The organism is Ruminococcus albus 7 = DSM 20455 (genome assembly GCF_000179635.2).
GTDB classification, from domain to species: Bacteria; Bacillota; Clostridia; order Oscillospirales; family Ruminococcaceae; genus Hominimerdicola; species Hominimerdicola alba.
Genome location: NC_014833.1, coordinates 1846254 through 1860607 on the forward strand (window position 1 = coordinate 1846254; position 14354 = coordinate 1860607).

12 protein-coding genes and 1 other RNA gene are annotated in these 14354 nt (G+C 41.9%); 4 read left to right on the forward strand and 9 right to left on the reverse strand.

Going from position 1 to position 14354, the window contains the following annotated elements; all coding sequences use genetic code 11:
* Positions 1–297: 297 nt before the first annotated feature.
* The 3 genes from rnpB to RUMAL_RS08170 form a co-directional block, all read right to left on the reverse strand.
* Positions 298–643: RNase P RNA component class A (rnpB, locus tag RUMAL_RS20960), an RNA gene on the reverse strand.
* 65 nt (positions 644–708) lie between these two features.
* Entirely contained in the window at positions 709–2466 is a 1758-nt protein-coding gene (locus RUMAL_RS08165; RefSeq protein WP_013498265.1) for a GGDEF domain-containing protein, read from the reverse strand.
* 304 nt (positions 2467–2770) lie between these two features.
* Positions 2771–3946 carry an endo-1,4-beta-xylanase gene (locus RUMAL_RS08170; protein ID WP_013498266.1) on the reverse strand — a complete coding sequence of 392 codons (1176 nt, stop codon included), beginning with the start codon at positions 3944–3946 and terminating at the stop codon, positions 2771–2773.
* A 337-nt stretch (positions 3947–4283) separates the two neighbouring features.
* On the opposite strand from RUMAL_RS08170, the gene fsa reads away from it, so the two are divergent.
* Together fsa and RUMAL_RS08180 are read left to right on the forward strand one after the other, a co-directional pair.
* Entirely contained in the window at positions 4284–4931 is a 648-nt protein-coding gene (fsa, locus tag RUMAL_RS08175; protein WP_013498267.1) for a fructose-6-phosphate aldolase, read from the forward strand.
* Between the two features lie 389 nt (positions 4932–5320).
* Positions 5321–6115, forward strand: a complete 795-nt coding sequence (locus RUMAL_RS08180; protein ID WP_013498268.1) for a hypothetical protein — start codon at positions 5321–5323, stop codon at positions 6113–6115.
* 298 nt (positions 6116–6413) lie between these two features.
* On the opposite strand, the gene RUMAL_RS08185 is transcribed toward RUMAL_RS08180, so the two are convergent.
* The 3 genes from RUMAL_RS08185 to RUMAL_RS08195 all read right to left on the reverse strand — a co-directional run bounded on the left by RUMAL_RS08185 (position 6414) and on the right by RUMAL_RS08195 (position 9032).
* Positions 6414–8036, reverse strand: a complete 1623-nt coding sequence (locus RUMAL_RS08185; RefSeq protein ID WP_013498269.1) for a DUF4153 domain-containing protein — start codon at positions 8034–8036, stop codon at positions 6414–6416.
* 300 nt (positions 8037–8336) lie between these two features.
* Complete coding sequence (locus RUMAL_RS08190) at positions 8337–8543, reverse strand: helix-turn-helix domain-containing protein (RefSeq protein WP_013498270.1); 207 nt, start codon at positions 8541–8543, stop codon at positions 8337–8339.
* 12 nt (positions 8544–8555) lie between these two features.
* Positions 8556–9032 (reverse strand): DUF2975 domain-containing protein, encoded by a 477-nt coding sequence (locus RUMAL_RS08195; RefSeq protein ID WP_013498271.1) that lies wholly within the window; start codon positions 9030–9032, stop codon positions 8556–8558.
* A 247-nt stretch (positions 9033–9279) separates the two neighbouring features.
* Here RUMAL_RS08195 and RUMAL_RS08200 point away from each other — a divergent pair, with 247 nt between their 5' ends.
* A complete protein-coding gene (locus tag RUMAL_RS08200) occupies positions 9280–9840 on the forward strand; it encodes an RNA 2'-phosphotransferase (protein ID WP_013498272.1) in 561 nt (186 codons plus the stop codon).
* A gap of 52 nt (positions 9841–9892) precedes the next feature.
* On the opposite strand, the gene trmB is transcribed toward RUMAL_RS08200, so the two are convergent.
* The 3 genes from trmB to RUMAL_RS08215 are packed head-to-tail and all read right to left on the reverse strand — an operon-like array spanning position 9893 to position 12439.
* On the reverse strand, positions 9893–10564 hold the full coding sequence (trmB, locus tag RUMAL_RS08205; protein ID WP_013498273.1) for a tRNA (guanosine(46)-N7)-methyltransferase TrmB: 672 nt from the start codon (positions 10562–10564) through the stop codon (positions 9893–9895).
* A gap of 40 nt (positions 10565–10604) precedes the next feature.
* Positions 10605–11198: a hypothetical protein gene (locus tag RUMAL_RS08210; protein ID WP_013498274.1), complete on the reverse strand. Its 594-nt coding sequence runs from the start codon at positions 11196–11198 to the stop codon at positions 10605–10607.
* Positions 11195–12439, reverse strand: a complete 1245-nt coding sequence (locus RUMAL_RS08215; protein WP_013498275.1) for a galactokinase — start codon at positions 12437–12439, stop codon at positions 11195–11197. Before RUMAL_RS08215 ends, RUMAL_RS08210 begins: the two co-directional genes overlap by 4 nt.
* 229 nt (positions 12440–12668) lie before the next feature.
* Between RUMAL_RS08215 and guaA the strand changes: the two genes are divergently transcribed.
* Positions 12669–14210 carry a glutamine-hydrolyzing GMP synthase gene (guaA, locus tag RUMAL_RS08220; protein WP_013498276.1) on the forward strand — a complete coding sequence of 514 codons (1542 nt, stop codon included), beginning with the start codon at positions 12669–12671 and terminating at the stop codon, positions 14208–14210.
* Positions 14211–14354: the final 144 nt, after the last annotated feature.

Consider the following 14354-nt stretch of genomic DNA (forward strand, 5'->3'; position numbering starts at 1 on the left):
TTTACCCTTGAGGTATGCTGCAATCTTTTCAAGATCTGTGACATCCGTTCTGCCGTCATTGTTCAAATCCGCTCTTCTTGTCTGTGTGATGTATAATATCGGGATACAGTACATTGAAGCTCTTTTCCTGCTTCCAGTCATCGTCGCGCAGAACGAGAACCAGTCAACTCTCTGTGAAATGATATATTCGTCAGTAATTCAGTTATAGAGATGTGATTGGTCTACAGCGGTATAATTATGCAATTTTTTTGTGCGGTTGTCAAGTCTTTTTTTATAAAAAAAGCCCCGCCGAAGCGGGGCATGAGCTTACCTGTAAGCCGGGTTTTGTCGTGTACGTCAATCTATCTAGGCTGTACGTTGCCGCACAGCTCAAGCCACCTACGGCTTTGGGTCTGACGAGCAGCCATTGACCCTTCTGCCGCCATTGGTGTTGCATCGGATAAGGTTTACATGGCAGTGACATCTCTGTCACTCCGGTGGGCTCTTACCCCGCCTTTCCACCCTTACCGCATTACTGCGGCGGTATATCTCTGTTGCACTGGCTCGGAGGTCGCCCTCGGCTGACGTTATCAGCTATCCTGCTCTGTGATGCCCGGACTTTCCTCATAAGCGTTGCCGCTTCCGCTGACGTATAGTATGCTCACAAATGCTATCATAACACATTTAGTGAAATTTGTCAACGCTTACTTTCTCTTTGCAGATACTGTGTCATGCGTATGCCAGCTGTTTGAGTTCCTTTTTGTTTTCGTACATCCTGCTGTCTGCCAGCTCAAACACATCAGATACTTTTCTGTGGTGATTCGGTTCGTATTCTGCCAGACCGGATGCTACTACAGGCGCACTCTGACGTTGGCGGTTTTCCATCACTTGTCTGCGCAGTTCTGTGAGAAGTTCATCCTTGTGGTCATGGTCATTATCACGGAGTATTACCGCAAATTCGTCACCGCCGATACGGAACACGGGACTGTGAACGAATATTCCGCATATCAGTTTGCAGGCTGCACATATATATTCATCCCCGACCTTATGTCCAAGCGTGTCATTTATACGTTTAAGGTCGTTAAGATCACATATAAGCACCGCAAAGGGTCTGGTACTGCCGTTGTCTATATCGTTCTGCAGTGCATATTCTTCTTCCTGATACGCATTTTTGTTCTTTACTCCGGTAAGTTCATCCTTCATTGCCTTTCGTGTTACTGTTATAAGTTCTTCCTTGTATTTGTTTTCACGCTTAACGTCTTCGTCTATGTTAGCGCTACCGAGTATGACATGGCGCTTATCTTCCGCCCATGCTACTCTAAGGCTCATATAAGGACAGTTCTCCTTCATATGTTTTCTGAAAGTCAGGTTAAATGAATCAGCTGTTGTCAGCCTATCAAGCAGATTATTCCTGGTAACTGCTTCAAGCACTTTTTTCTTGTCCTGATCACAGACCAGATCATTAATTATCTGAGGCATCTCAGCAAAGAAATCTGTTCCGCTGTTTTCATGTACGGGTACACCGTTCTCGCCCTCTGAACTGTAATGTGTGAATGCACCGGTCTGTATATCAACGTAGTATATCGAATCGTATCTGAAAGCAAGGGAATTCAGTATCTGGCTGTAGGTGATATTTTTTCTTTCCAGTTCTTTGCTTGCAAGTTCTTTTCGCATCTGTTCATCTATATTCTCAACGCCTATGATGAAATGTGTCTTATCACTTGACCACATAACGTTCAGCCTTGTGTACCTGAATTCTCCGCTTAGCAGCAGACGGTACTTCATGCTGAATATCTTCTGGTCTTTCAGCTTTTCTGTTATATATTCCTTTCTCATGATTTCGAGGATACTGTCCCTGTCATCGTTGTGTATGTATTTAAGGATATTCCTTCGTGATTCATCAAAGAAATCAGAGCCTTTTTTGGGTATATCAAGTTCGTCATATTCGGTGTTTGCCGAAAACTCGATATATGTATCATCTTCTGCATCAACATAATATATCGTGTTGTAGTATGAAGCCAGGCTGCTGGCTATCTGATTGTATATTATCGTCTCTTTGCTGAGTCTTTCAGCTTTCTGTTCTGTTCTTACTTCTTTATCTATATTTGTAACGCCAAGGATAAAGTATTCGTCGTTGCTGCTCACACCTCGTATAAGTCTCAGTTCGTGGTAAACAGGCTTGCCGTCTATCATCCGACGGTACACTATATTCTTCATGGCGCTGTTATCAAGCATATTTACTAAGTTTTTCTTCTGTATATCTTCTGTGAATATATGACGGTCTTCTTTATAAACCTCATCATTTATATCTCTTGTTATATCACTGAAAAAATCCTTGCCCCTGTAACTTGTGATGAGGGTCCTGGATCCGGGATCGAGAGAGTAGGAAACGTATTCGTCAGTCGTTGCATTAACATAGTAAACCTTTGAATAATCGCACAGTAAAGCACTTGCTATCCTGCCGTAGATCAGCTCTGTGTCCATCATAAGCTCTTACCTCCGTTTCAGATAATCTGGTAATTGGTAAATACTTTCATCTAAATTTGACTATTCTTAACTGTTATGTAATATTATAACATATAATTCCCGAAAAGTAAAGATATATCGCAGAAAAAATGTTGTTAAATCAAATAACAGCCAAAAATCAAATTCAAACAAAAGAACAAATGTTCCGCGTGGAACATTCGGATCATTATGAAAATAGCAAACTACTTCAGGTGCACATCTTCAATATCAAAAAAGCACTTCCGTTAATAGAAAGAAGTGCTTTTTGATGATCGATATGCCTAATTTATTCTGTTTTGGCAGCTTCGGGGTCTTTAGCCGCAACAAGACCGTAAAATGAAGGTTTGGGATTGAGATTGCCGTCAAAGAACAATGGGCTTTCCTGCTTTTTCCAGCTTGATGTATCGGTCACTCCCCATACGGTAAAACTGGTTATCGGCACGCCTTCATTTTTGAGCTGAATTATCTTCTCCATGTATTTCTGAGCATAATCGCCCTGTTTCTTTTCCCAGTCATCGGAGTTGTCCTTGCTGATATCAAGTTCGGTTATAGATATCTCTACACCAAGTTCCTTGTTGTATCTGCGTACTGCCTCACCATAGCTTTCGGTATCGCACCATGTACCTATATGCGACTGCATACCTACACCGTCGATATTTCCTGCCTCTGCAACGGGTTTGAGGAAGTCTATTATCTCCAGCTGCTTGTTCATCTGGAATGCATTGTAGTCATTGTAATAAAGTTTTACACCCTCGGGCTGATATTTTCTTGCAAACTCAAATGCTTTTTCGATATAGTCATCACCTATGGTCTGAAGCCAGAGACAATCGCGCTTTGCCTGCCCCTGGTCTGCAGCAGCTTCGTTAACAACGTCCCAAGCATAGAAAAGTCCCGGATGTTCTGTATCTGCCCATTCAAATACAGCCTTGATATAGTTTTCCATGCGTTTCAGCATGAGTTCTCTGTCAGCGAGTTCACCGTTGGTATCGTAATCTTTGTAAAACAGCCATTCAGGAGTCTGAGAATACCATACCAATGTATGTCCGCGAACCTTTAAGCCATTTTCCTCTGCGAATTCAAGTTGTGATCTGCAGCTGTCGAAATGAACAGCAGGTGCTTCGCGATATTTATCTATGTCAGATAATGTAGTCTGTTTATCAAGTATTGAATCAGGCTTCATCTCATTTTCGCAGGTCATACTGTTGAATTGTTCCTTTATGAGCAGCATACAGTCTATATCACCAAGCTGGTAAGGTGATACAGCAGTACCAACATAGAAATCATCAGCGTAAAGATCCTTCAGAGAGGGAAGTCCTGACGTTTTTGAATCTATTGTTGTATTGCTTGACTTGGACTGCGATGAAGCTGAACTGTTTTCGGTTTTCTTGTCCTTATCCGCAGCTGATGCGCATCCGCTCAACATCAAAGCTGCACACATGATCAATAGAATTTGTTTTTTCATGCAAGTCACCTCTTGACGCAAAATATCCCGACAACACAATATTCCCATACAGAATGAATAAAACACTATGTTCAAAAATTGTTGTTTTATACCTATTTAATTATATACCAAAAGGGCTTATCGTCACTAATCATTTATTGCTTAAAAACTTTCAAATATTGCGTTTATAGGCTGATTCAGGGCTGAAAACAGATGCGTTATGAAATTAAATGATATAACAATAATCGCAATTATTATCTATACATAAGCAAAAAATGAATAGAAATATTCACTGTGCGGTTGTATAATAATATCAGAAAATACAAAAGCGCTAAAGCATGAAAGGATGTTTGTTAATATGAAGCTTTTTGTTGATACAGCGAATGTAGATGACATCAGAGAGGCTGAATCACTCGGCGTTATCTGCGGCGTAACTACCAACCCCTCACTTATTGCTAAAGAGGGCAGAGTTTTTGAAGAAGTAGTCAAGGAGATCACTGAGATCGTTGACGGACCCATTTCAGCTGAGGTTATTTCTCTTGAGGCTGATAAGATGGTCGAAGAGGCTATACCTCTTTCTAAGATACACAAGAATATAGTTATCAAACTGCCTATGTGCGCTGAAGGTCTGAAAGCCTGCAAGCGTCTTACAGAGATGGGCATAAAGACAAATGTTACACTGATATTCTCTGCTGCACAGGCTATACTGGCTGCAAATGCAGGTGCTACCTACGTTTCTCCTTTCCTGGGCAGACTTGATGATATAGGCATGACCGGTATGGATCTGATCGAGGAGATCTCTGATATCTTCTCAGTTCAGGGTATCAAAACCGAGATCATTGCTGCGTCCATCAGAAACCCAATACACGTTGTTGATGCTGCTAGAGCAGGCTGCGATATCGCTACTGTTCCTATGGGCGTTATCAGACAGATGATCAAGCATCCTCTGACCGACAACGGTATAGAGCGTTTCCTGAAGGACTGGGAGAGCGTTCCCAATAAATAAGCTTTCTACATTGGAATTGAATATACTCCAATTTCCACCTTATTTTCTAACCTCGGGTATTCCGGTACACCCTGACAAGACGGCCAGTTTTACCCCGCTGCCCGCCTTGTCTGCGGAACCCGAATCTTGAAAATGCTATCCATTCTCCTTTTATTTCATATTATATATTCCTTCTGACAGGCAGCCGAGAGCTAATTTCGGCTGTTTTGTTTTTTGTGAAAAGTATTAATAAAATATTGAAATACGCTATAATAAAGGGTTTTGGTTGAAAAATGTCTACATTAGTTGTTTCGACTGGTAAAAAAATTGGTCAAATGTGCTATTGACGGCAGGTGTTTACTGTGGTAAAATGCTATTGTATCTTTATAAACTTGAAAGGAAATGTAATAATGAAAAAATTTATAGCAGTTGTTTGTGCACTGACTCTGTCATGTGCTATGTTCGCTTCATGCGGCAAGAAGGATTCCAAAAAGGATGATTCCAGTAAGTCGGTAACTACTGATGCAGAGACTTCCGAAAAGGCTGATTCCTCCGAGGCTGATAAGGATGAGGGAGAGAATACTCTTACCAAGGCTTACTGTGACTCACTCGAAGCAAGGAAATTCAAGATCAAAATGTCAACTACATCCGATAATGGCGATGATTCCGTTGCTACTGTTGAGATGAACGGTGATAACTACAGTCTCAGCATCAGTGAGGGAGAGATGAAGACTGATCTGTACGTCATCGATGGTGTAATGTATGTTCTCAAATACGCAGATAAGACATACAGCAAGCAGGAGCATCCTGATAGTTTGTTAATGAGTATCAAACCAACCGATTATGCAATGGGTATTGAGGAAGGCTATAAGTTCATCAGCAGCGAAACTACTGATGACGGCCTTATCTGCGAAACTTATTACGCTCCCGATCTGTTCTCAGGTGAGATCCCCACAAACGCAGAGGATGGTAATGTTACTGAATACAAGTATTACTTCAAGCCTGATGGAACATATCCCGAGAAGGTAGTTATGAGCGCTTACGGTACGGTTAAGACAACTATTTTCGAGAGCTTCACTCTTGATGCAGGTGAGATCGTGCTTCCCGACCTCGAGGGTTGGACAGACGATACTGAGGCTGAGGCTTCTACAAGTGTAGAAGGTGATCCTGCATTTGAGGAGTCAGAGAGTGCACCTATTGAATAATCTGTTGATCTGATAATTCAAATAATAATGAATATAAGACCTCACATCATCCGTGCTTACGGATGATGTGAGGTCTTTGTATTTTTTTATTGAAAACCATTCGGTATCTTATAGAAGGAATGTATAAATGTGATCAATCCAAAATAAACCAGTGAGAGAGCCAATAGGATCCTGATTATGCTCAGAATGGCGTATCCGATTATTGTATGAGGTGTGATATAGCGTTGGTATCTTCGGTTTCTTTTTCGTAATACAGATACTGCGAGAAGTACGGATATATATAATGGAAACAACCACATTATTTTGAGATCTGACCTTTCAGCTTTAATGCTGAGATATTGTAATTATTATATTCTGAACGTCCGAGTTGTTGTTCACAGCGATTGTTGATGTATTCGCTGCCTGTAGTTCCTTTGTTTACATAGTTCTTGGATGCATATTTATCATCCATATATTTCTTATCAATTATGTCTTTGTAACGGTCTTCGGTAATTACCGCTGCTGCATCAGAGGAGAGATCATTCATCTCGATGATATCATGCAAAGTAAGATGCTCTGAACAATACTCCATATTATATCTTGCTATAATTGCATCAGGACGTGAGAAGCAAAGCAGTGCGAACATGAGGGTGAAGGTAATAGCAGATGCTCGCATGAAAGCAAAGTTTTGCTTGAATTGTCTGATGATAACATATACAAAACTGAATGCTGTAAGTACCATGAACCATGTTGTATATACTCTCAGCTGAGTAAGCCCGTAATTGCGGATATATAACACCATCTTGCTTATCGCGGTAGCTGTGATGAGCAGTGTGAAAACGGATATCATCACGGAGTAGAAACTCAGTGTGAAAGTTTTTTCTTCTCCTGTTTTCTTAGAGAAAAAGTTGATGAAGAATATGACACCGGCATTTATTAGTTCGATTGCGAACAGTTCAAAAAATCCGCGTCTTGCATATTCTGCATAGCTTAGATCTGCGGGAAGTCTGTTCATAAAAGCGGCAAGAAAATAATTTGCCTGAGAAATGAAAAACAGTACATAAAGCAGGCAGATAGGTGTTACTGCTACGTATACGGTCGTGTTTGATACAATACGGAATTTGCGTATGCTGTCGATACAGCTCTCCTCATCGAGAATTTGCATCCTTTCAGCGCGTGTGTGGTAGAAAAATAGGCCAAATAAATATCCCGCAACAAGAAAGCTGAGTATCAGTTTCCCGCTGAATAACATAATATCAAATATCTCAAGAAATGAGAAAAAACTTACAAAATAGTTTTCAAATCCTTGATCGGCTGAAACAAGCAGAACTGATACAACAATTGTGAGCGGAAATGCAAGTATGATACCGCCTAAAACGGATCTCATGGCTGCACCGCAGTTTTTTCGCTTGAAGATGCTTGCTAAGGCTGAATACTCCTTTACAGAATCACGGAGGGGATCGGTGACGGAGCTTTTTAATATCTCAGAAGGAGTGAAACGACCAAAAAGATCTTTTTCAGCACACACACCATACACAAGGTATGCGCCTGCCAGAATAAGGAATATAAGATCCAGTGTTTTTATCATATCATTTGCAGTAAGCGAAAAGACTGTTGAGAAAGTTATCATCACTATTGACCAGATCTTGTGCGATGTCTTGAAACTATGTCCTGTCTTTTTTAGATATGCTATCGTTAGTGAGATGATGATAAGAAACAAGGCAGTTGTAAAGAATCCTGTGGTATTCATCAGTGCAAATTGTACTATGCCATAGCCGGTGCCCAAAGCTCCTAATGCAAGTATTTTTTCTGCTTTTGTGAATACTGTCTTCTCTTTGACTACCGAAGGATAATCCCGGTATGACATGACACTGTTAGCCAGCGTATCTCCAACGGATTCCGGAGTCTTGTCCGTTAAGTTTATAGGGTTATTATCATCCATTATGTTTTCCTCCCGATTTGTGTTCTGCACTTCTGAAGCTGACAGCGCAGGATCAGACCGATCAAAATAAATACGGCTGATGTGAAGAATATCTTAATGATATAAAATCAGGCAATTGAAATAAGGCTGATATTTTTTATCGTGGTTATCCCGCTGACACTCCACAAAAAAATAGCGGCTTACAGAACTTAAGGTACTTGGCGTGTATCTTCCCCCCGCCGCAGGGGGAGATATACAACGCTTAATTATCCTTTTGTTTGCTGCATTTCAGCCGGTGTGCTAAAGGGATAGTCAGATTTTTTATTCGTCTGAGTGTTCCAGTATATCGCCGGGCTGACATTTCAGCACCTCGCATATCTTATCGAGGGTAGAAAAACGTACAGCTTTGGCTTTGCCTGTTTTCAGTATAGAAAGATTTGCTGCTGTGATACCGACTTTTTCTGCAAGTTCATTAGAAGATATCTTCCTTTTTGCCATCATCACATCGAGATTTACGATTATCGCCATGATACCGCCTCCTCATATAGTGAAGTCATTTTCAGATTTAAGTTCTACTGCTTTTTCAAACACGTTTTTCATAACGCGCATCACCAATCCAATGAATAATGCGAGAAAAGCAGCGAACAGGAAGATGTACTTCCAAAGACTGAAAATGATCATTGTAATGCCGGCAAATACGCAGCACCAGGATATAAGACGCAGGCATTTAGTATTCTGTGGGATGAATACCTCATTTTTTGATATGTTTGTAAGCAGCTTATTAAGCGCAGCTACGGCAGTAAGAGCGAAAGCATCACATATACATATCATAACTGTTACCGCGATCTCCAGTCCTGAGGTCAGTATCCCATTACCTACGGATACGGCGCAGAACCATTCTGCTACAATATTTGATGTGAACATCAGCGCGATCAGCAGGAAAAACATTCCTGCTACTAGAAGCCTTGATAGCTTCAGCGATTTCATTTGTGACCAGCCTGTCAATTCGTTTACCATGGTAATTACCTCCTGAACAATATACTGCGGGGCGTCCCCCTCAGCTGAATGTATTATATCACATTTGGATTTGTTTGTCAATACTTTTTTATCGTAAAACAATAAAATTATTTTGATAAGCAAAAAATGTTGTTGCTTTGCGTGTTTTGCGGCTTTTCAGATGTTGACTTTTCTTTTTGGTGGTGTTATACTTCTTATAATGTGATAACAGATAACGGAAACATATAAAGGAAAAGAGGTCGATAGAATGTCAAAGATAAAAAACGATGATGTATCTCTTGGACGATTTATCAGTCTTGTTCTTCGGCATGAACCCTCTGCTGCAGGGATAGTACTTGATGCGGAGGGGTGGGCTGACGTTGATGAACTGATACACGGTATATGTAACACTGGCAGAAAGCTGGATATGGAAACCCTGGAACGCATTGTGCGTGAGAACAACAAGCAGCGTTATTCTTTCAATGAAGATAAAACAAAGATACGTGCCAATCAGGGACATAGTATCAATGTTGTCATAAATATGAAGATAATGTCTCCGCCTGAAGTGCTTTATCATGGTACATCTGAAGCTTTTATTGAAAGCATAAAAGAGAAAGGGATATCTAAAATGTCAAGGCAGTACGTACATCTGTCCGAAGATATGGACTCAGCAGTTAAAGTAGGCAGTCGTCACGGGAAGCCTGCTGTGCTTGTTATTGACACTGCAAAAATGTCGGCAGATGGTTTTGTATTCCGTATTTCGGAAAACGGAGTATGGCAGAGTGATGACATACCGTGGAAATACGTAACTGAGATAAAGTATCCATAAAAAATACCGCACTTCTAAAATCAGGAGAAGTGCGGTATTTTTATTTGTATATTTATTTTCTCAAATAAGCTTCCAGTCTGTATATGGGCATACCCATATCTGAAAATCGCTTTTCATATTCGGTGACGATATTGCCTTCAAATCCGCTGTTATGCAGGTCGAGTGATATATTTTTCAGACCGTAGCCGTTTTCGGAAAACTGCTCCAGTGAGAATTCAAAAAAGTGCATATTATCCGTCTTCTGATGGATCTCGCCGCCCTCAGCAAGCAGACGTTTGTATATTTCCAGAAATTCTCCGTGGGTGAGTCTGTGATTGGCATAGGTGTTTTTGGGATATGGGCAGCTGAAATTAAGATATATCCGCCTTATCAGTCCTGCAGGTATGAAGCAGTCCAGATATCTTGCATTTCCCCTCATAAATCGAACATTTTCAATGCCCTGTGATATTACGGCTTCTGCAGCATCGACTATTACATTAGAACTTACTTCCACTGCAAGATAATTAACATCAGGATAGCGTTTAGCCAGCTCGCATATGAACTGACCTTTGCCGCAGCCTATCTCAAGTTCTACAGGATTATCGTTGCCGAAAATAGCTGCGATATCCAGCAGGTCGCGGTCATCCTTGACAGAAAAATCCAGTACATCGCGGTCGAGATAGAGTATTTTGTCACCGCAGGCTGCAAGTCTTTCTTCAAGGTTATTTTTTCTTCTCATTCTCATATATATTACTTCTCCTTACTGTACAATAAAATGTACTGAGTTATCTTCTTTTCTTAAAAGCGGATGTTCTTCTGCCTTTTTTTAGCTTGTGGAGGAAATAATCCTGATCTGCGGTAACACGTTTCCATTCGGTGGCTGAACCTGTCAGCGGATCACCGAAGGGGTATACTGAAAGCATGATCTCAGGAAGACCGTTGCCTTTATATAGCGGTGTCACACGGAATGTCAGCTGAGTAGCAAGTACACCTAAGAACTCCTCTTTTGTGGTAGCAACGCTTGAGTCGAATTCGGGCAGCTTGATATCTGTGAATTTTGCCTGGTATATCATCTTGCCGTCACTTTTTTTTACAAGCGGAAGATCATATCTCTCGGGTACGGTTTTGCCATTGACATTTTTCATATATGTTAGATCGGTAAAACGCACAATGCCGCTGTCTACTGCATCACCTGATATGGTGATACATATTCCTGCATCAGAGGCTGCACCGATATTCTGCATACTGAAAGAGAAGGGGAGCTCGTTTATCATTATCTCTCCGCAGCCTACCATTTTAAGGTATGGTTTGCCGGATGCTACGTGGTCACCTAATATTTCTTTTATTTCGTTTATCTTTTTGTTATTGCTTTTACTCATACTTCAAACAGCACCTTTGTTCCGCCGCAGTTCCTTATTGTCAGCACATGGCAGGCACCAGTGCCGAATACTCTGTCCATACCGTTTTTGAATTCTTCCAGTTTGTTTTCGGGTACGAATGCCTGTATCGTTCCTGCAAATCCTCCGCCGTGAACTCTGCAAGCGCCTTCATCACCGAGTATCTGCTTTGCGAGATACAGTGCTACTGTCAGACCTTGTTCACGAACATTCACAGCCGCAAATATATTCTGCAGATAGGCTAGGGAAGAATTTCCGCTTTCGTTTATAAACCTCAGGAACTCTCCGAACTCTCCGTTTTCAAGAGCCTCAGCCTGCTTAGCTACTCTATCATTCTCATCAAAGAAATGCAGCGCTCTGAGTACAGCCCTGTCACCGCATTTTTCCCTCAGTGTGACTATATTTTTCATTACGTCATCCTTGGTGATCTCGCGCAGCACTGTTTTGCCGAAATACTCGGCTACACTTTTCATCTCAGGCGGGATAGCAGCATATTCCAGTGTAAGATCTGCATGGCTGCCTTTGGTATCGATAATGCATAGTTTGTGTCCGCTTTTGGCAAAATCATATTTTACGCTCTTTATTAACGGCTGTTCCTTATCCTTGAAATCTATGGTGATAAGTCCGCCTACTGAGGAAGCCATCTGGTCCATTAACCCCGAAGGCTTGCCGAAATGGACATTCTCGGCATATTGTGCCAGCTTTGCGATCTCAACATCATCAATTTCTCCGTCATTGTACAGACCGTTGAGTATTGTACCGATTATGACCTCATAGGCTGCCGAAGAGGAAAGTCCTGAACCCTGCAGTACCTCAGAAGTCATATAAGCCTTGAAACCGCCAAGCTTGTGTCCGTTATTCTTAAAGCCGTCTGCCATACCTCGTATCAGTGCGGAAGATGTGTTCTTTTCGTCTTCACGGGGAAGTGTATCGCATATATCCACTACATCAGTAGGGAAACCCTCTGATTTCACTGTGATATAGCCATCATCCATAGGTATAACTGCTGCTATGATATCAAGCGAAACTCCTGCAGCCAGTACACATCCAAGATTGTGGTCAGTATGGTTTCCACCGACCTCGGTTCGTCCGGGTGCACTGAAAAAGTACTGCGGTGTTTCACCGAAAAGCTTCTTGAATTCAACAGCAGTTCTGCCGTAGCGCTGAAGCTGTCTTTCCATATCTTCTTCCGAATATATCCTGCCCAGTGAAAGAGTTTTCATAACCATATCCTCCATAGCTGTATCTTCATTATCCTTACCCAAGCCGTCCGTCAGACGACATATATTTTATTATACTATATCCTATCTTTTTTTTCAAGTGCTTTTGCATAGAACAGTCAGTAAATTTATAATAAATACTAAAAATGAAAAATTAACATTATGCCACTTGCAAACAGCAAGGCTATGTGTTATAATAAACATATATTTTTTCAGGAAAGAGGTTTGCGCTATGACCAACGAATATGTTCTCATACTTGACTTCGGCGGACAGTACAACCAGCTCATTGCAAGACGTGTGCGTGAATGTAATGTTTACTGTGAAGTCAAGCCATACAACAAGATAGGCATAGATGAAATAAAGAAGCTTGCTCCCAAGGGCATTATTTTTACAGGCGGTCCTCAGAGTGTTTACGGTGAAGATGCACCCAGCGTATCCAAGGAGATTTTTGAACTTGGCATACCGGTTCTGGGAATATGCTACGGTTCACAGCTGATGGCTCATGTACTAGGTGGAAAAGTCGAGACCTGCACGGTTTCGGAATACGGTAAGACAGAAACAGAGTACGACAAGTCCTGTGCGCTTTTTGCTGATGCTGAGATACCTACCCGCGCAGTAAGCTGGATGAGCCATACTGATTTTATATCCGAAGTACCCGAAGGCTTCAAAATCGCAGCGCACACTTCTAACTGCCCTTGTGCTGCAATGTGCAATAAGGATAAGAAACTGTATGCTGTACAGTTCCACCCTGAGGTGAATCATACTCAGTTCGGTGTGAAAATGCTTGCAAGCTTCCTGAAGGATGTCTGTGGCTGCACAGGCGACTGGACAATGGAGAATTACGCTGAAAAGGCAATAAAGGATATACGAGAAAAGGTCGGTGACGGCAAGGTACTGCTGGCACTTTCGGGCGGTGTTGACAGTTCTGTTCTGGCAGCTCTGCTTTCCAAGGCAGTCGGCAGACAGCTCACCTGCATTTTTGTCGATCACGGTTTCATGAGAAAGAATGAAGGCGACGAGGTCGAGGCTGCTTTCAAGGACTGGGATATCAATTTCGTAAGAGTCAATGCGAAAGAGCAGTTCATGGGCAAGCTTCGCGGAGTATCCGACCCTGAAACAAAGCGCAAGACTATCGGTGAAGAATTCATAAGAGTATTTGAAGCCGAGGCAAAGAAAATAGGCAAGGTCGATTTCCTTGCGCAGGGCACTATCTATCCCGATGTTATCGAGAGCGGTGCAGGAGATGCTGCCGTTATAAAGAGTCACCACAACGTTGGCGGACTTCCCGATCACGTTGATTTCAAGGAGATCATCGAACCTCTGAGAATGCTGTTCAAGGACGAGACAAGAAAACTCGGTCAGGAACTTGGTCTTAGTGAGACTCTGGTATGGAGACAGCCTTTCCCGGGTCCCGGTCTTGCTATAAGAATAATCGGCGAGATCACCGATGACAAGCTGGAGATACTTCAGGACGCTGACTGGATCTTCCGCGAGGAGATCGCAAAGGCAGGTCTTGACAGGAGTATAAACCAGTACTTTGCAGTGCTGACCAACAATCGATCTGTTGGTGTTATGGGCGATTTCCGTACTTACGATTACACACTTGCTCTGAGAGCTGTTGAGACCACCGATTTCATGACCGCAGAATTCAGCCGCATCCCATATGATGTACTTGAAACTGCTTCCCGCAGGATAGTAAACGAGGTAAAGAATATCAACCGCGTATGCTATGATATTACCACAAAGCCACCCGCAACTATTGAGTGGGAATAATACAAACACTTGCCAAAACGTCGTAATACCGTGCTTTTCAAGGCATAGTTAAGCTAAGTGGCAACGATTTGGCAACAATTCTCGATCATCGGCAACAGTTATAAATATTTTGTCTGAAAAGATAAGAGCTATCTGATTCGTATT

Bases quoted from the DNA above. Each gene is read 5' to 3' on its own strand.
- RUMAL_RS08165 (WP_013498265.1), bottom strand. From the start codon at position 2,466: ATGATGGACACAGAGCTGATCTACGGCAGGATAGCAAGTGCTTTACTG.
- RUMAL_RS08170 (WP_013498266.1), bottom strand. From the start codon at position 3,946: ATGAAAAAACAAATTCTATTGATCATGTGTGCAGCTTTGATGTTGAGC.
- fsa (WP_013498267.1), top strand. From the start codon at position 4,284: ATGAAGCTTTTTGTTGATACAGCGAATGTAGATGACATCAGAGAGGCT.
- RUMAL_RS08180 (WP_013498268.1), top strand. From the start codon at position 5,321: ATGAAAAAATTTATAGCAGTTGTTTGTGCACTGACTCTGTCATGTGCT.
- RUMAL_RS08185 (WP_013498269.1), bottom strand. From the start codon at position 8,036: ATGGATGATAATAACCCTATAAACTTAACGGACAAGACTCCGGAATCC.
- RUMAL_RS08190 (WP_013498270.1), bottom strand. From the start codon at position 8,543: ATGGCGATAATCGTAAATCTCGATGTGATGATGGCAAAAAGGAAGATA.
- RUMAL_RS08195 (WP_013498271.1), bottom strand. From the start codon at position 9,032: ATGGTAAACGAATTGACAGGCTGGTCACAAATGAAATCGCTGAAGCTA.
- RUMAL_RS08200 (WP_013498272.1), top strand. From the start codon at position 9,280: ATGTCAAAGATAAAAAACGATGATGTATCTCTTGGACGATTTATCAGT.
- trmB (WP_013498273.1), bottom strand. From the start codon at position 10,564: ATGAGAATGAGAAGAAAAAATAACCTTGAAGAAAGACTTGCAGCCTGC.
- RUMAL_RS08210 (WP_013498274.1), bottom strand. From the start codon at position 11,198: ATGAGTAAAAGCAATAACAAAAAGATAAACGAAATAAAAGAAATATTA.
- RUMAL_RS08215 (WP_013498275.1), bottom strand. From the start codon at position 12,439: ATGAAAACTCTTTCACTGGGCAGGATATATTCGGAAGAAGATATGGAA.
- guaA (WP_013498276.1), top strand. From the start codon at position 12,669: ATGACCAACGAATATGTTCTCATACTTGACTTCGGCGGACAGTACAAC.